The sequence below is a fragment of the Streptomyces tagetis genome, from assembly GCF_018069565.1.
Lineage (GTDB): Bacteria > Actinomycetota > Actinomycetes > Streptomycetales > Streptomycetaceae > Streptomyces > Streptomyces tagetis.
This window is the reverse complement of the sequence record NZ_JAGPNL010000005.1, coordinates 522,647-537,904: the sequence shown is the minus strand read 5'-3', so window position 1 is coordinate 537,904 and position 15,258 is coordinate 522,647. Positions and strand designations below refer to the sequence as shown.

Genomic DNA, 15,258 nt, shown 5'->3' with positions numbered 1-15,258 from the left:
GCGGCCCCGCTCTTCCCGTACGAACGTCCCGATTCGTCCGCGAGGGCGCGGATCGAGGCGTCGGCGCCGTACCTCTTCCGTGCATCGCCACCGAGACGGGTTCTTCCTCTTCGCGGGCGGTGATGTCGGGCACGAAGGGGGGTCCGGGCCTGCGTCCGGCTCATGCCGCGATACCGGCGACGGGACGGTGGGGCTCGATGACCCGTCCGTCCGGCAGCAGCTCGCCGGTGTCCTCGAAGAGGATGACCCCGTTGTACAGGAGGCTCCAGCCCTGCTCCGGGTGGTGCGCCTTGGGACGCGCGGCCTCCCGGTCGGCGGGGGCAGCGAGGGCCAGTGCGTCGAGGTTGCCGACCTCACCGCTACTGCGACGCGCTGACGCAGGCTGGGGATGGGCGCGATGTTCGGCGCCTCGTCCAGGAACGGTCGAACTTCTCTTCCAGGCGGCCAACCGCTCGGAAGGTCCGGCCCTCGGTGAACTCGCGGCGGCCCGTACCCGGGGAGTCGGGTACGGGCCGTGTGTGTCGGCTTCGTCAACGCGCGGACGCGTACGGCAGGAAGGCTGTCCAGGTGGTGGGGGTGAGGGTGAGGCGGGGGCCGTGGGGGTTCTTGGAGTCGCGGACGAGGACCTGGCCGGGCACGGTGGCCATCTCGACGCAGTCGGGGCCCTCGTCTGTGCTGTAACTGCTCCTTATCCACGCGAAGTCGGGACGGGCTCCGGCATAGGGCTTGAGGGTCATGTCTCTCCAAGCACTTTCTCGATGAGGGCCATCGACTCCCGTGGGTTGAGAGCCTGCGCCCGGATGGTTCCATAACGCATGTCGAGGAGCTGCACTTCCCTCGGATCGGCGATCACGCGGCTGATGTGCTGCACTTCGACGTGTCCGACCGTGGTGCCGTCCTTGAGCCTGAGGAGTCTGAACGACCCGGCCAGACCCGAGTTCTCCTCATGGCTCAGTGGCAGCACCTGGAGGTCGACGTTGGGCAACCTGGCGACCTGCAACAGCCGTTCGAGTTGCCCACGCAGGACCATCCTGCCCCCGATGGGCCGACGGAGCGTCGACTCACACTGGACAAAACTGAAGAGGGGCCGAGCCGTTGCCTCGCTGATGATCTCCTGACGTGACACTCGGGCCGACAGCCGCTCTTCGAGTTCGTCCGTCGTGAAAGGGGGCCGCCGAGAGCCGAACACCGCCCGCGCGTACTCCGTGGTCTGCAACAGGCCGTGGACGACGGAGTTGTTGTAGGCCCCCAGCTCGACGGCCTCCGCTTCCAGCCTCTTCAGGCCGCGTACCTTCTTCGGGTACCGGACCTCCGCCACGTCGTGTTTGAGGGCGGCGATCTTGCCGCCCGCTCGCAGGGCCTCGTCCGCCGCGTCGAGGTATTCGGGCCGGGGGATTCTCCGGCCGCGTTCCACCGACGAGACCAGTTCCTCGCCGTAACCGATCGCCGTGCCGAACTCCGCCTGGGTGAGGCCGGCCGCCTCGCGCCACAGCTTCAGTTGGCGTACGACCGCGCGCATCATGGCGCCGGTCTCCTCGTCGTCCGGTCCCGTCTCCCACCCGCTCATGCCCGTCGTCCTTCCGCAGCGCGCCCGTCCCCGGACCAACGCCGGACGGCCGGGGCGGGTCACCCCGGGCGGGCCCGGACGGAACCGGGCGGAAGGCGGACAGACGGCGCGGGGTCACCCCCCGGCGGGGTCCTCCGTGGCGGCGAGGATCGCGGTCAGCAGGCCGGGGAAGCGCTGCTCCAGCTCCGTGTCCCGCAACTCGCTGTAGCGCGAGGTGCCTTCCTCGAACTGGGAGATGACGCCGCTCTCCCGCAACACCTTGAAGTGGTACGTCGAGGTCGACTTGGAGACAGAAAGCCCGAACGAGCTGCAGTTCATGGGGTGTTCGGACTGGGCGAGGGAGCGCACGATGCCCAGCCGCAGCGGTTCGCCGAGGGCCCGCAGGACCAGGCTCACCGGGACCTCGCGCAGGTCGGGGTGGGGCAGGGCCTTCTTGGCGGGGGCACGTCTGGCACGGGTGGACACAGGAGAAGTCTACGTCGGACGGTGGCAATGGTACGTTGAATCTCGTAGTACGAGAAAATTCCGACAATGGTCCTGTCGCAGATCGCAGATCGCAGACGGCCACGGCGTAACGGAGAGACCCCTTGACCGACCCCACCCCGCAGCACGGCGCGACCGACGACCCGCTGTTCTCGCCCTTCGTCCTCGGCGGTGTCCGCCTGGGCAACCGCACCGCGCTGGCCCCCATGACGCGGGTCAGCGCCACCGAGGACGGGCTGGTCACCGAGCGCAACGCGCGCTACTACGAAGGCTTCGCCCGTGGCGGCTTCGGCCTCGTCATCACCGAGGGCGTGTACACCGACACCGAGCACAGCCAGGGGTACCTCCACCAGCCGGGGCTTGCGACGGCCGCCCAGGGCGAGGCGTGGCGGCCGGTGGTGGAGGCCGTGCACGGCGCGGGCGGGGCGATATTCGCGCAGCTCATGCACGCGGGCGCGCAGGCCCAGGGCAACCGCTTCCGTGAGGAGAGTGTCGGCCCCTCCGCCGTCGCGCCGCGCGGTGAGCAGCTCCCCTTCTACCGGGGCAGCGGCCCCTACCGCACGCCGAGGGCGCTGGACGCCCGCGAGATCGCGCAGGTGCGCCGGGGCTTCGCGGACGCGGCCCGCCGGGCGGCCGACGCGGGCTTCGACGGGGTGGAGGTGCACGGCGCCAACGGCTACCTGCTCGACCAGTTCCTCACCGACTACCTCAACCGGCGTGAGGACGGGTACGGCGGCGGCGTCGAGAACCGCGTGCGGCTGGCGGCCGAGGTCGTCGACGAGGTGCTCCAGGCCGTGGGCTCCGAGATCGCGGTCGGCATCCGCGTCTCCCAGTCCAAGGTCAGCGACTTCCACCACCGCTGGGCCGGCGGCGCCGACGATGCCGAGGCCGTCTTCACCACCCTGGCCCGTACCGGCGCGCACTTCCTGCACACCACCGAGTACCGGGCGCTCGACCCGGCCTTCCCCACCGGTACGGAGACGCTGGCCCGGCTCGCCAAGAAGTTCGGCGGGCTGCCGGTGATCGCCAACGGCGGGCTGGAGGACCCCCGGGACGCCCGGACCGTGCTGGAGTCCGGCGCCGCCGACGTCGTCGCGCTCGGCAAGGGCGCGCTCGCCCAGTGGGACTGGCCGCACCGGGTGCGCGAGGGCCTGGAGCACGCGAGCGAGCCGCGCCCCGACACCCTCGCACCGCTCGCCGACATCAAGGAGTGGGAACTGACCCGGTGACCCGGTGAACCCGGTGAACCCGGTGAACCCTGTGAACACAGCCGGGCCCGCCCCCGTCCGGGGGCAGGCCCGCGTGACGGGTGCCGTCAGGCCACCGTGCGGATCAGCTTCTTGTTGACGAACTCCTCGATGCCGGGCCGGCCCAGCTCGCGGCCGAAGCCGGAGCGCTTGATCCCGCCGAAGGGCAGCTCCGCGCCCTCCGCGCCGACGCCGTTGACGAAGACCATGCCCGCCTCGATGCGGTCGGCGACCCGCGCGGCCTGGGCGGGGTCGGTGGTGAAGACGTACGAACCCAGGCCGTACGGGGTGTCGTTGGCGATGCGGACGGCCTCGTCCTCGTCGGCGGCCGGGAAGACCAGGGCGACGGGGCCGAAGAGTTCCTCGCGGGCGGCGGGGTGGTCCGGGGCGAGGCCGGTGAGGACCCCGGCCGGGAAGTACGCCCCGCGCCGTTCGCCGCTGCTGTGCAGGGTGGCGCCCTGGGCCACGGCCTCGTCCACCTGGTGGGCGAGCCGCTCGGCGGCGGCCACGGAGGAGAGCGGGGCGTCCGTGGCGCTCGCCAGGAGCCTGGCCGTGAACCGCTCGACGAACGCCTCGTACAGCTCCTGGACGACGACGAACCGCTTGGCCGCGTTGCACGCCTGCCCGGTGTTGTCGAGGCGGGCGGCGACCGCGGCGTCGACGACCGCGTCCAGGTCGTCGGTGGAGAGGACGAGGAACGGGTCGGAGCCGCCCAGTTCGAGGACGACCTTCTTCAGGTGCCGGCCGGCGATCTCGGCGACGGCGGCGCCGGCCCGCTCCGAGCCGGTGAGCGAGACGCCCCGCACCCTGGGGTCGGCGATGACCTGCGCGACCTGCTCGTTGGTGGCGTACACGTTGACGTAGGCGCCGTGCGGGAAGCCGGCCTCGGCGAAGAGCCGCTCCAGCAGGGCGGCGGTGGCCGGGCACTGGGGGGCGTGCTTGAGGACGATCGTGTTGCCGAGTGCCAGGTTCGGGGCGGCGAAGCGGGCGACCTGGTAGGCGGGGAAGTTCCACGGCATGATGCCGAGCAGCGCGCCGACGGGGCCGCGCCGGATGACGGCGCCGCCGGGGCCGGAGGTCACGTCGAGCGGCTCGTCGGCGAGGAACTCCCCGGCGTGGTCGGCGTAGTAGTGGTAGATGTCGGCGCAGAAGCCGACCTCGCCCTCCGCCTCCGCCAGGGGCTTGCCCATCTCGCGGACGATGCCCGCGGCCAGTTCGCCGCGGTGCTCGGTGTGCAGGTCGCCGAGGCGGCGCAGCAGGGCGGCGCGCTCGGCGACGGTGCCGGTGCGGCCCCATTCCGTGGCCGCGTGGGCGGCGGTGACGGCCGCGGCGACCTCGGCGTCGGTGGCGGTCGGGTAGGTCTCGGCGACTTCGCCGGTGGCGGGGTCGGTGACGGCGTACATGGGATCTCCGTAAGGTGTTCGGCGGCCCGGGGGTGGGGGGTCGGTGGCGGGCGCGGACCGGCTCAGGGTTCCAGGATGGTACGGACCCCGGTGTGGGAGCGGAGGTCGTCGAAGGCCGCCGCCGCCTCGGAAAGGGGCCGGGTCCGGCCGATCAGGTCGTCCAGCGGGAGCCGTCCGGCGAGGTAGAGGCGGGCCAGGCGGGGGATGTCCCGCTCGCCGATGCTGGAGCCGTAGTTGCAGCCGAGGATGCGTTTGCCCTGGTCGGCGAGGTCGAACAGGTTGAAGGAGCCGGTCGCGTCGGTGGCGGCCATGCCGACCAGCACGGCGGCGCCGCCGGAGGTCAGCATGGCGGGCAGTGTCTCGACGACCCGGGGGCTGCCGATCGCCTCGAAGGCGTAGTCGACGCCGCCCAGGTGCTCCTGGCACCAGGCCGCCACGTCCGTACCGGCGCCGTCGAGGGTGTGGGTGGCGCCGAACCGGCGTGCCACGGCGAGGCGTTCGGCGGAGAGGTCGACGGCGACGATGGGGTCGGCGCCGGCCAGGCGCAGCCCCATGACCACGCTGAGCCCGACCCCGCCGGTGCCGACGACGACCGCGGACTCGCCGGGGCGGACCTGGGCGGTGTTCACGACCGCGCCGACGCCGGTGGTGATGGAGCAGCCGAGCAGCGCGCCGATGCCGAACGGCAGCTCGGCCGGGACCTTGACCGCCGCGCTCTCGGGGACGACCAGGCGGCGGGTGAAGGCGCCCAGGCCCAGGTAGGGCCAGAGCGGCTCGCCGTCGGCGCCGGTGAAGGGGGTGGTGCCGTCGGGCAGGGTGTTGGCGACGGCCTGGGTGCCGGTGCACAGCCACGCCTGGCCGGCCACGCACTTGCGGCAGCGCCGGCAGGGGGCGAACCAGGAGAGGACGACGTGATCGCCGGGGCGTACGGAGGCGACGCCGGAGCCGGTGGCGGTGACCACGCCGGCCGCCTCGTGGCCGAGGACGAGGGGGCGGTCGGTGGGCCAGTCGCCGGTGACGATGTGCAGGTCGGAGTGGCAGACGCCGGCGGCCCGTACGTCGATCTCGACCTCGCCCGGCCCGGGGGCCCGTGCCGCCACCTCGCGGGAGCCGAGCCCGCCCGTGGGGTCGTAGACGACGGCGGGGGAGAGTTGCGACGGCATCAGGACGCCTCCACCTCTTCTGCGTTCGGGTGCGGTCCCGCGGCCTGCGGGAGCCGGGTGTGGGGCTTGGCGAAGACGACGTAGGCGGCGCCGAGGACGAAGAGCACGGAGAAGACCAGGATCACGGCCCAGGTCTGGACCCAACTGCCGCCGACCGGGGCGAGTTCGGTGCGCGGCCAGGCGATGTTGACGGCCTCGAAGAGCAGCCACACCACGGCGGCCACGTTGACGATCAGGCCGGTGCGGCCGAGCCGCAGTTGTCCGGCGGCGGGGTTCCACCGGCCGCTGAGCCGGGCGAGGAGCGCGACCAGGGCGACGGTGAGGAAGATGAAGTAGAAGCCGCCGGAGCCGAAGGCGATCAGGGTCGCGGCGGCGTTGCCGTTCAGCCCCAGCAGGAGCCCGAGTGCGGCGAGGACGGCCGTCGCGATGAGCGAGACGTAGGGGATCTGCCGGGGGCCGATGGTGGCCAGGGTGGTGGAGAAGGGCAGTTGCCGGTCGCGGGCGAAGGCGAAGACGGCCCGCCCGATGTAGGTCTGGATCGAGATGGCGCAGGCGAAGAACGCGATCAGGACGACGAGGATGAAGGGCTTCTCGCTCCAGGCGCCGAGCCCCTCGGTGACTGCGGTGAAGACGGGGTCGGCCAGGGTGCCGGCGACGGCGTCCCGGGGCTTGGCCAGTGCCATGGTCACGGCGAGGCCGGTGAGCAGCACGGTGAAGGCGACGAACAGGTAGGCGCGCAGCAGGGCCCGAGGGACGCTGCGCCGGGGCTGTTCGGTCTCCTCGGCGACCTGGGTGGTGGCGTCGAAGCCGAGGAAGGCCCAGCCGGCGACGGCGAGGCAGGTCAGGAAGCCGGCCAGTACCGATCCCTGGGAGGCGCCCTCGGCCCCGAGGGTCTCGAAGAGGATGCCGAAGCCGTTGTGGCGGGCGAAGAGCAGCAGGATCAGGCTGACCGCGATGGAGGCGACGCCCTCGGCGACGATGCCCGCGTTGAGGAAGTGCTTGACCGGGTTGACGCCGAGGAGGTTGATGCCGAGCGCGACGGCGACGAAGACCACGCCGAGCAGGACGTGGGTGAGCGGGGACGGGGTGCCGTCGGCGACGAGCATGTACAGCCAGACGGCGCCGAGGTAGGCGACCGTGGTCAGGGAGGCGACGGCCGAGGCGAGGTAGAGCCAGCCCGTCAGCCAGCCCAGCCGGGGGCCGCCGAGCCGGCGCACCCACTGGTAGACGCCGCCGGTCATCGGGAACTGGGAGGACAGCTCGGCGTAGACGGTGGCCACCAGGAGCTGGCCGAGGAAGGCGACGACGACCGCCCAGATCCAGGCGGGACCCGCGAAGACGAAGCCGAGCTGGACGACGGCGTAGATGCCGACGACGGGGGAGATGGTGGCGAAGCCGATCGCGAAGACGGCCCAGGCGGACAGGGTGCGCCTGAGTTCCTGCTGGTAGCCGTATTCGGCGAGGTCACCGGCGTCGGTGCGGGTGTCGTTCACATGCGTCTCCTGACCATGGTGCGTGCCGGAGGGCGTTATTGGCCGGGTGACCAATTGCTTAATTGGTCGCATACTCAATAGCATCCGTCCCATGACGTCAAGGGGTCCGGGCAAACGAGTGCGCAAGGCGCCGGCCGAGCGCCGCAACGAGATCGTCACCACCGCCGCGCGGGTGGGCCTCACGGAGGGGCTGGAGTGCGTGACCCTGCGCCGGGTCGCCGACGAGCTGGGGGTCCAGGCGGGTCTCGTCGGCCACTACTTCCCGGCGGCGGACAAACTCGTGGCCGAGGGCTTCACCAGCGCCACGATGACGGAGCTGGACGCGCTGCTGCCGGAGGCGGACGCGGCGGACCCGCCGGGCACGCTGCGGAGCTTCTTCGGCCTGATCTCCAGCACCGAGTTCGACAACGTCAGCCGGCTGTGGCTGAACGCGCGGCACCTGTCCCGTTACCGTCCGGTGCTGCGCGAACACGTGGTGGAGCAGGAACTGCTGTGGTGCCGGCGCATCGAGCGGGTGGTCGCCGCCGGGGTCGCGGCGGGGGACTTCCGCTGCGCCGACCCGTGGGTGGCGGCGGTGCGGATTCTCGTGGCGATCGACGGGACCACCGCGTACATCAACACCAGCACCGACCACCGCGCGGCGGCGACGGGCGACATGGTCCGCACCTTCGCGGAAGCCGAACTGGGCCTGGCGCCGGGGGCGTTGGACGCGTCGGCGGCGGGCTGAAAGGCAGATCTCAGACCCCGGGCCGGCCGCGCCGCCGACCCGGGTGACCCAGGGGCTCCGGCGCGGGTCGGACACCCGCACGGAGCCCCGATTCGTGTGGGGGCGGTGTCCCGCCGGGGGCGGCGCCGGCCCGAGGCCGTCCGGGCGATACCGGACCTCTCCCCGCAGACCCCTTGACACCTCAGGAGCCCCTTCAGGACTATATGAACCAACGGTTCGCTAAATGAACCAGCGAGCCTGATCCCTGGAGGAGAGCCGTGCGCATTCGGGTCCGCAAGATCATCAAGCAGCTCGATGAGACGAGGCTGGAGAACGGCCGGGCGGTGGAGCCGGTGCACCGGGTCGCGTTCGTCGGGGCCGTCATCGAGAACCCGTACCCCCGCGAGTACGTCCAGGACCTCGTGACCCTCGCCGACGAACTGGGCGAGGAGATCGGTGAACTGGTCGGACCCGCCTGTGTGGAACTGCTCGGCGGCGAGGTCGAGGCGTTCGGCAAGGCCGCGCTGGTCGGGATCGAGGGCGAGGTCGAGCACGGCTCCGCCCTCATCCACAACCTGCGCTTCGGCAACGTCTTCCGCGGCGCCGCCGACGGCACCGAACTGCTGCCCGCCGCCGAGAAGGTCGGCCTGCCCGGCAGCCCGATCGACATCCCGCTCAAGCACAAGAAGGACGCGAAGACCCGGTCGCACCACCAGACGGTGACGCTCCAGATCGCCGACGTGCCCCGGCCCCGCGAGATCCTCGTCGTCTGCGCCGCCGCGAACGCCGGACGCCCGCTGGCCCGGCTCGCCACCTTCGGCGCCGAGACCCGGACTTCGTAGCGGACGAGCATCCCACCCCCGTACGCAGCAGCCGACAACGACGAGGAGGGCCGTCCGTTGACCATCACCGAGACCGACGCGTGGACCGGGCAGCGCGTCAAGCAAGCCGACACCGAGTACGTCATCCACTCCTGGTCCGTCCAGGGAGCACTCGATCCGATCCCGGTGGCCGGTGGCTCCGGGTCCTGGTTCTGGGACTACGAGGGCAACCGCTACCTCGACTTCCAGTCCCAGCTCGTCAACCTCAACCTGGGCCACCAGCACCCCAAGCTGGTCGAGGCGATCCAGGAGCAGGCGGGCCGGCTGTGCTACATCGGCCCCGGCTTCGCCGAGCGCTCCCGCGCCGAGCTGGCCGAGATGCTGGCCGACCTCACCCCCGGCGACCTGAAGATGAGCTTCTTCACCACCGGAGGGGCCGCCGCCAACGAGAACGCGATCCGCCTCGCCCGCCACGTGACCGGCCGCCACAAGGTGATCGCCCGCTACCGCTCCTACCACGGCGCCACCAACGGGGCGATGTCCCTGACCGGCGACCCGCGCCGCTGGTCGGCCGAGCCGGGCGGCATGCCCGGCGTGGTGCGGATGCTCGACCCGTACACCTACCGCTGCCCGGCCGGGCACCCCGACCCCTGCCCCGTCTGCTCCGGCGGCCCGCACCTGGAGGAGATCCTCCAGTACGAGAACCCGGAGACCGTCGCGGCGGTGATCATCGAGCCGGTCACCGGCACCAACGGGCTGATCTACCCGCCCGAGGGCTATCTGCGCTCGCTGCGCGAGGTCTGCGACCGGTACGGCATCATGCTGATCTTCGACGAGGTGATGGCCGGCTTCGGCCGCACCGGCGAGTGGTTCGCCTGCAACCACTGGGACGTCACCCCCGACATCCTGACCACCGCCAAGGGCCTCAACTCGGGGTACGTCCCGCTCGGCGCGATGACCGTCTCCTCCCGCATCGCCGACTGGCTCCGGGACCACATGTTCTGGGGCGGGCTCACCTACGCCGGGCACCCCCTCGCCTGCGCCTCGGGCGTCGCCTCCCTGCGGATCATGCAGGAGGAGAACATCGTGGAGAACGCGCGGGCCCGCGGCGAACACCTCGGCGCCGGACTGGCCAGGCTCGCCGAGAAGCACCCCAGCATCGGCGAGATCCGCGGCCGGGGCCTCTTCCACGGCGTCGAGCTGGTGAAGGACCGGGCCACCCGCGAACCCCTGGTCCCCTTCAACGCCAAGGGCCCGGCCGCCGCCCCGGTCGGCAAGCTGGTCAAGGCGGCGATGGCCCGCGGCCTCTACCTCACCGCCAACTTCAACGTGCTCCGGCTCACCCCGCCGCTCGTCATCACCGACTCCGAGATCGATCTCGCCCTCGACGTGCTCGACGAGGTCCTGGGCCTGGCCGACGAGCACTACGTAGGGTGAGGCGCAGCGGTGAGGTGCGGCCGGACGCACTCCGGGAAAGGGAAGGCACCATGGGTTCCACGCTGATCAGAGGCGGCACGGTGGTCAACGCCGACGCCGCCGTCCGGGCCGACGTACTGATCCGTGACGGGGTCGTCGCCGCGCTCGGCACGGGTACGGAGGAGTGGGCCGCCGACCGGGTGGTCGACGCGGAGGGCATGCTCGTCATGCCCGGCGGCATCGACGCCCACACCCACCTCGAATACCCGATCGACGGTTTCACCACCCGGACCGCCGACGACTTCCACAGCGGTACGGTGGCCGCCGCCCACGGCGGGACCACCACGGTCCTCGACTTCGTGAAGAAGGAGCCGGACCGCGGCCTGCGCGACACCTACCGGGCCCGGCGCGACACCGCGGCGGCCAAGGCGGTGGTCGACTTCGGCCTGCACGCGATCGTCCCGCCGCGCGCACAGCAGCCCGACGTCCTCGACGACCTGCGCGAACTGGCCGGGGAGGGCGCCACGAGCTGGAAGTTCTTCATGGCCTACCCCGGCACGCAGATGGTCGACGACGGGGAGCTCCTGGAGGGCTTCGACCTCGCCCGCAGCCTCGGCGTGCTGCCCATGGTGCACGCCGAGAACGGCCACATGATCGACCGGGAGACCCGGCGGCTGCTGGCCGACGGCCGCAGCGCCGAGGTCTTCCACGCCACCGCCCACGGTCACGAGGCCGAGGCGGAGGCCGTGCACCGCGCGGTGGTGCTCGCCGAGTCCGTCGGCACCCCGCTCTACGTCGTGCACGTCTCCAGCGCCGCCGCGGCCGACGAGATCGGCCGGGCCAGGGCCGCCGGGGCCCGGGTGTGGGGCGAGACCTGCCCCCAGTACCTGGCCGTCGCCTACGAGGACTACGCCGAGCTGGGCGAGAAGGCCGCCGCCTACCTCTGCTCGCCCCCGATCCGGGAGCGCGGCAACCAGGCCGGGCTGTGGCGCTCCCTGGTCACCGGCGCGCTGTCCACGGTCGCCACCGACCACGCCGGGTTCTGCCTGCACCAGCCCGAGGACCTGCCGCCGCAGAAGCTGCGCAGCCCCGGGTACTTCCCGAAGGTCCCCAACGGGGTCCCGGGGATCGAGGACCGCCTCATGGTGCTCTGGGAGACCGGGGTCGCCGCGGGCCGCTTCGACGCCTGCCGGTTCGTGGAGCTGGTCGCCACCCAGCCGGCCAAGCTCTTCGGGATGTTCCCGCACAAGGGCGCCGTCGCCGTGGGCGCCGACGCCGACCTGCTGGTGTGGGACCCGGCCGCCGACCACGTGATCACCGCGGCCGGCAGCCACATGCGCACCGACTACAACCTCTACGAGGGGATGCGGGTGACCGGCCGCCCGGTCCGCGTCTTCTCGCGGGGCGAGCAGCTCGTGGGGCCCGACGGGTCCTTCGAGGGGGCCGCCGGCCGGGGACGCTTCCTCACCCGCGGCGCGTCCACCCGCACCGACAACCCGTACTGAGGGTCCGCCCCCGCCTCCCCCGCACCGATCTCCCGCACCGACATCCCCCCACACCGAGATTCCACCCCGTACGGAGACCCCCCTGCTTCGACGGGTACGCCCACCGCGTGTGCCCCGCGTGCGGAACCTGATGGTCCGGTTCCGCGCCTCCCGGGACGCGCGCCACGCACCACGAACGGAAACGGTGGCTCGATGAAACTCCCCCTGGGCATCCACGTCGGCGAACGGCTGAGCCTGGAGCAGACCTACTGGCAGGCCGAGCTGGCCGACCGCAACGGCTTCGAGTCCGTCTGGGTCGCCGAAGGACGGCTGGCCCGCGACGGCATCGTCCCCGCCGCCGTGATCGCCAGCCGCACCGACCACGTCAAGATCGGCACCGGTGTCGTCAACAACAAGAGCCGCAACGCGGCCCTGATGGCCGTCACCTTCAAGACCCTGGACGAACTCGCCCCCGGCCGCGCCATCCTCGGCATCGGCGCCTGGTGGGAGCCGCTGGCCACCAAGGTCGGCCAGCCGCTGCGCAAGCCGATCGCCTCGATGCGCGAGTACATCACCGTGCTCCAGACCTTCTTCCGCAACGAGGTCGTCTCCTTCGACGGCGAGTTCGTGCAGATGCAGGACGTGCGCTTCGACAGCATGTACCGCGAGAACAAGCCGGTCGACATCCCCATCTACATCGGCGCCGTCGGCCCGCGCATGCTGGAGCTGGCCGGTGAGATCAGCGACGGCGTCCACATGGACTTCCTGCTGCCGCCCTCGTACCTGACCGGTGCCAAGGAGGCGATCGCCAAGGGCATCGCCAAGCGCACCGACGGCAAGGACTCCATCGACCTCACCCAGATCGTGGCGTGCAGCGTCAACGACGACGATCCGCAGGAGGCCATCGACGCCTGCAAGGCGTTCCTCACCCTCTACCTCGCCCAGCAGCCGCACATCGCCGAGCACTGCGGCGTGGAGCGCGAACTCGTCGACCGCATCCAGGAGCGCGCCGGGTGGCCCGCCACCCCGGAGGCGATCAAGAAGGCGATGCCGCTGGTCCCCAACGAGCTGGTGCAGAACGTCACCGCCTGCGGCACCACCGCCCAGGTCTTCGACAAGCTGATGGAGTACCACGAGGCCGGCGTCCGCTGCCCGATCATCTCCACGCTCGGCGACAAGGAGCAGACGCTGACCCGCCTCGCCCAGGCCGCGAAGGACTGAGGGCGATGAGCGACGTCACACGCGCCCCCGTCGCCGTGGTCGGCGGCACCGGGCCCCAGGGCCGGGGACTGGCCTACCGGCTCGCCCGCGCCGGTCACCCCGTGGTGCTCGGCTCGCGCGACGCGGGCCGGGCCGCCGAGGCCGCCGCGGAGCTGCGGGCCCTGCCCGGCGTGACCGCGCCGGTCGACGGCGCCGCCAACGAGGACGCCGCCCGCGGGGCGGAAACGATCCTGCTGGCGGTTCCGTACCAGGGCCACGCCGAGCTGGTCGCCTCGCTCGCCGAGAGCCTGGCCGGCAAGGTCCTCGTCTCCTGCGTCAACCCGCTGGGCTTCGACAAGGGCGGCCCCTACGGCGTGCCCGTCCCCGCCGGCAGCGCCGCCGAGGAAGCCGCCGCACTGGTGCCCTCCGCCACGGTGGTCGGCGCCTTCCACCACCTGGCCGCCCCGCTGCTGCTCGACCCCGAGGCCGACCTGCGCCACGAGGACGTCCTGGTGTGCGGGGACGACGCCGACGCCAAGGCGCGGGTGCTGGCCCTCGCCGCCGACGTCACCGGCGGCCGGGCGGTGGACGCGGGCCGGCTCCGGCTCGCCGCCCAGCTCGAACCGCTCACCGCGGTACTGATCTCCGTCAACAAGCGTTACCGGACCAGATCGGGCATCGCCCTCACCGGTCTGCCGTCCACCGCCGAGAAGGAGGAAGTGGCATGAAGCTCGCCGCCGTCCAGCTCCGGGCCACCGACGACCGGGCCGAGACCATCGAACGCGCCGGCGACCTGCTGGACGCCGCCGCCGACCAGGGTGCCGGGATCGTCCTGCTGCCCGAGCTGTTCGCCGTCCCGTTCGTCCAGCCCGACCCCGACCCCGAGTACTTCCGGCTCGCGGAGAGCCTGGACGGGCCCTCCAACACCATGGCCGCCGAGCGCTCCCGCCGGGCCGGCATCACCGTCGTCTCCTCCATCTTCGAGGAGGGCGAGGTGCCCGGCGTCTACTACAACACCGCCTGCACTTACGTGCGCGGCGAGCTGAAGTCGGTCTACCGCAAGTCCCACCTGCCCTTCTCCAACGGCTTCCCGGAGAAGTTCTACTTCCGGCCCGGCGGCACCGAGCCCGAGGTGGTGGACACCGGCGAGACCGGCGTCGGCACGATCATCTGCTACGAGCGCCACTTCCCCGAGCTGAGCCGGATCGTCGCCCTGCGCGGCGGCTCCGTGCTCTGCGTCCCGGTGGCCTCGGCGAGCGCGCCGATGCGCGAGGTCTTCCAGCTCGAACTGCGCGCCCACGCCGTCTTCAACGGCATGTTCGTCATCTGCTCCAACCGCGTCGGCACCGAGGGCGTCAAGGAGTACTTCGGGCTCAGCGCGGTCTACGGACCCGACGGCGACGTCCTCGCCCAGGCCGCCGACGACCGCGACGACATCGCCGTCGCCGAGGTCGACCTGGACCGGGTGGCCGCCACCCGGCGCAGCCGTCCCTTCCTGCGCGACCGCCGCCCCGAGCTGTACGGCCGGCTGACCGGCATGGGACCGGCGGCGCCGTGACCGGGTCGCGGACCGCGCCATGACCACGCCGTGGATCGCGCTGGTGCCGGCGAAGTCCCTCGACCGGGCCAAGTCCCGGTGTACGGGGCTCACTCCGGCCGCCAGACGGTCCCTGGCGCGGGCCATGCTGACCGATGTGGTGCGGCGGCTCACAGGGGTGCCCGCCGTCCGCGCGGTCGTCGTGGTGACGACGGACCCCGAGGCGTCGGCGACGGCCCTCGCCTCGGGGGCCGCCGTCTGCGGAGGGCGCCTCTCCGGCCTCAACGAGGAGGCGGGGGAGGCCCTCCGGACGGTCGGCGGTGCCGACCCCGCCGCCGCACTCGCCCTGGTCATGGGCGATCTGGCGGGGGCGGACACCGCCGACTACGCCGCGGCCCTCACCCTGGCCGGCCGCCACCGGCGCGCGGTCGTCGCCGACGCCGACGGCACCGGGACGACCCTGCTCACCCTGCGCTCCGCGGCGGAGTTCCGGCCCTTCCTCGGACCGGGCTCCCTCGCCCGCTTCCGGGCCGCCGGACACCGCCCCCTCGACGTGGACCCCGCCTCACCGCTGCGCCGGGACGTGGACACCGTCGACCACCTGCTGTCGCTGCCCCCGCACACCCTCGGTCCCGCGACCCGGCACTGGCTCGCCGCCGTCGCGCCGGACGGGGCCCGGCCGGGCACGACGGCCCCGTACGAACGAAGGGTCGGAACACCGTGAACGGCCTTCCCCTT

16 protein-coding genes and 1 pseudogene are annotated in these 15,258 nt (G+C 72.3%); 9 read left to right on the top strand and 8 right to left on the bottom strand.

The genetic code is table 11. The annotated features are described in order from the left end of the window. Window positions 1–26: 26 nt before the first annotated feature. The 5 genes and pseudogenes from J5Y05_RS32645 to J5Y05_RS20765 all read right to left on the bottom strand — a co-directional run. Window positions 27–164: pseudogene (locus J5Y05_RS32645) on the bottom strand (hypothetical protein); the annotation flags it as partial. Next, entirely contained in the window at window positions 161–334 is a 174-nt protein-coding gene (locus J5Y05_RS31945) for a DUF5999 family protein (RefSeq protein WP_247615069.1), read from the bottom strand. The gene J5Y05_RS31945 and the pseudogene J5Y05_RS32645, both read right to left, overlap by 4 nt. A 196-nt stretch (window positions 335–530) precedes the next feature. Beyond that, window positions 531–737, bottom strand: a complete 207-nt coding sequence (locus J5Y05_RS20775) for a DUF397 domain-containing protein (RefSeq protein ID WP_210874521.1) — start codon at window positions 735–737, stop codon at window positions 531–533. Next, window positions 734–1,567, bottom strand: coding sequence for a helix-turn-helix domain-containing protein (locus J5Y05_RS20770; RefSeq protein ID WP_210874520.1), 834 nt, complete (start codon window positions 1,565–1,567; stop codon window positions 734–736). The genes J5Y05_RS20775 and J5Y05_RS20770 overlap by 4 nt, the downstream gene beginning before the upstream one ends. 114 nt (window positions 1,568–1,681) lie before the next feature. Continuing rightward, entirely contained in the window at window positions 1,682–2,032 is a 351-nt protein-coding gene (locus tag J5Y05_RS20765; protein WP_210874519.1) for an ArsR/SmtB family transcription factor, read from the bottom strand. Window positions 2,033–2,154: 122 nt separating this feature from the next. On the opposite strand from J5Y05_RS20765, the gene J5Y05_RS20760 reads away from it, so the two are divergent. Then, the gene (locus tag J5Y05_RS20760; protein WP_247614967.1) at window positions 2,155–3,279 is read left to right on the top strand and encodes an oxidoreductase; all 1,125 of its coding nucleotides are present in this window, start codon (window positions 2,155–2,157) and stop codon (window positions 3,277–3,279) included. An 86-nt stretch (window positions 3,280–3,365) separates the two neighbouring features. Here the strand turns inward: J5Y05_RS20760 and J5Y05_RS20755 are convergent, their stop codons facing one another. The 3 genes from J5Y05_RS20755 to J5Y05_RS20745 all read right to left on the bottom strand — a co-directional run bounded on the left by J5Y05_RS20755 (window position 3,366) and on the right by J5Y05_RS20745 (window position 7,356). After that, on the bottom strand, window positions 3,366–4,700 hold the full coding sequence (locus J5Y05_RS20755; protein ID WP_210874518.1) for an NAD-dependent succinate-semialdehyde dehydrogenase: 1,335 nt from the start codon (window positions 4,698–4,700) through the stop codon (window positions 3,366–3,368). Between the two features lie 62 nt (window positions 4,701–4,762). Then, the gene (locus tag J5Y05_RS20750) at window positions 4,763–5,863 is read right to left on the bottom strand and encodes an alcohol dehydrogenase catalytic domain-containing protein (RefSeq protein ID WP_210874517.1); all 1,101 of its coding nucleotides are present in this window, start codon (window positions 5,861–5,863) and stop codon (window positions 4,763–4,765) included. Next, window positions 5,863–7,356: an APC family permease gene (locus tag J5Y05_RS20745; protein ID WP_210874516.1), complete on the bottom strand. Its 1,494-nt coding sequence runs from the start codon at window positions 7,354–7,356 to the stop codon at window positions 5,863–5,865. Before J5Y05_RS20745 ends, J5Y05_RS20750 begins: the two co-directional genes overlap by 1 nt. 91 nt (window positions 7,357–7,447) lie before the next feature. Between J5Y05_RS20745 and J5Y05_RS20740 the strand changes: the two genes are divergently transcribed. From J5Y05_RS20740 to cofC, 8 genes are all read left to right on the top strand, one after another. Next, window positions 7,448–8,083, top strand: coding sequence for a TetR/AcrR family transcriptional regulator (locus J5Y05_RS20740; RefSeq protein ID WP_210874515.1), 636 nt, complete (start codon window positions 7,448–7,450; stop codon window positions 8,081–8,083). 257 nt (window positions 8,084–8,340) lie between these two features. Beyond that, on the top strand, window positions 8,341–8,904 hold the full coding sequence (locus J5Y05_RS20735) for an amino acid synthesis family protein (RefSeq protein WP_307854012.1): 564 nt from the start codon (window positions 8,341–8,343) through the stop codon (window positions 8,902–8,904). A 57-nt stretch (window positions 8,905–8,961) separates the two neighbouring features. Beyond that, entirely contained in the window at window positions 8,962–10,320 is a 1,359-nt protein-coding gene (locus J5Y05_RS20730; protein ID WP_247614965.1) for an aminotransferase class III-fold pyridoxal phosphate-dependent enzyme, read from the top strand. A gap of 50 nt (window positions 10,321–10,370) precedes the next feature. Then, window positions 10,371–11,804 carry a dihydropyrimidinase gene (hydA, locus tag J5Y05_RS20725; protein WP_210874514.1) on the top strand — a complete coding sequence of 478 codons (1,434 nt, stop codon included), beginning with the start codon at window positions 10,371–10,373 and terminating at the stop codon, window positions 11,802–11,804. A 192-nt stretch (window positions 11,805–11,996) separates the two neighbouring features. After that, the gene (locus J5Y05_RS20720) at window positions 11,997–13,004 is read left to right on the top strand and encodes an LLM class flavin-dependent oxidoreductase (RefSeq protein ID WP_210874513.1); all 1,008 of its coding nucleotides are present in this window, start codon (window positions 11,997–11,999) and stop codon (window positions 13,002–13,004) included. A 5-nt stretch (window positions 13,005–13,009) separates the two neighbouring features. Beyond that, window positions 13,010–13,711: an NADPH-dependent F420 reductase gene (gene npdG, locus J5Y05_RS20715; protein WP_210874512.1), complete on the top strand. Its 702-nt coding sequence runs from the start codon at window positions 13,010–13,012 to the stop codon at window positions 13,709–13,711. Further along, window positions 13,708–14,541 (top strand): carbon-nitrogen hydrolase family protein, encoded by an 834-nt coding sequence (locus tag J5Y05_RS20710; RefSeq protein ID WP_210874511.1) that lies wholly within the window; start codon window positions 13,708–13,710, stop codon window positions 14,539–14,541. Before npdG ends, J5Y05_RS20710 begins: the two co-directional genes overlap by 4 nt. A 19-nt stretch (window positions 14,542–14,560) precedes the next feature. Then, the gene (gene cofC, locus J5Y05_RS20705; protein WP_210874510.1) at window positions 14,561–15,244 is read left to right on the top strand and encodes a 2-phospho-L-lactate guanylyltransferase; all 684 of its coding nucleotides are present in this window, start codon (window positions 14,561–14,563) and stop codon (window positions 15,242–15,244) included. Window positions 15,245–15,258: the final 14 nt, after the last annotated feature.

What these genes read in the sequence shown, in the direction of transcription:
- J5Y05_RS20750 (WP_210874517.1), bottom strand. Translation starts at nt 5,863, where the DNA reads ATGCCGTCGCAACTCTCCCCCGCCGTCGTCTACGACCCCACGGGCGGG.
- J5Y05_RS20740 (WP_210874515.1), top strand. Translation starts at nt 7,448, where the DNA reads ATGACGTCAAGGGGTCCGGGCAAACGAGTGCGCAAGGCGCCGGCCGAG.
- npdG (WP_210874512.1), top strand. Translation starts at nt 13,010, where the DNA reads ATGAGCGACGTCACACGCGCCCCCGTCGCCGTGGTCGGCGGCACCGGG.
- cofC (WP_210874510.1), top strand. Translation starts at nt 14,561, where the DNA reads ATGACCACGCCGTGGATCGCGCTGGTGCCGGCGAAGTCCCTCGACCGG.
- J5Y05_RS20720 (WP_210874513.1), top strand. Translation starts at nt 11,997, where the DNA reads ATGAAACTCCCCCTGGGCATCCACGTCGGCGAACGGCTGAGCCTGGAG.
- J5Y05_RS20755 (WP_210874518.1), bottom strand. Translation starts at nt 4,700, where the DNA reads ATGTACGCCGTCACCGACCCCGCCACCGGCGAAGTCGCCGAGACCTAC.
- J5Y05_RS20770 (WP_210874520.1), bottom strand. Translation starts at nt 1,567, where the DNA reads ATGAGCGGGTGGGAGACGGGACCGGACGACGAGGAGACCGGCGCCATG.
- J5Y05_RS20775 (WP_210874521.1), bottom strand. Translation starts at nt 737, where the DNA reads ATGACCCTCAAGCCCTATGCCGGAGCCCGTCCCGACTTCGCGTGGATA.
- hydA (WP_210874514.1), top strand. Translation starts at nt 10,371, where the DNA reads ATGGGTTCCACGCTGATCAGAGGCGGCACGGTGGTCAACGCCGACGCC.
- J5Y05_RS20710 (WP_210874511.1), top strand. Translation starts at nt 13,708, where the DNA reads ATGAAGCTCGCCGCCGTCCAGCTCCGGGCCACCGACGACCGGGCCGAG.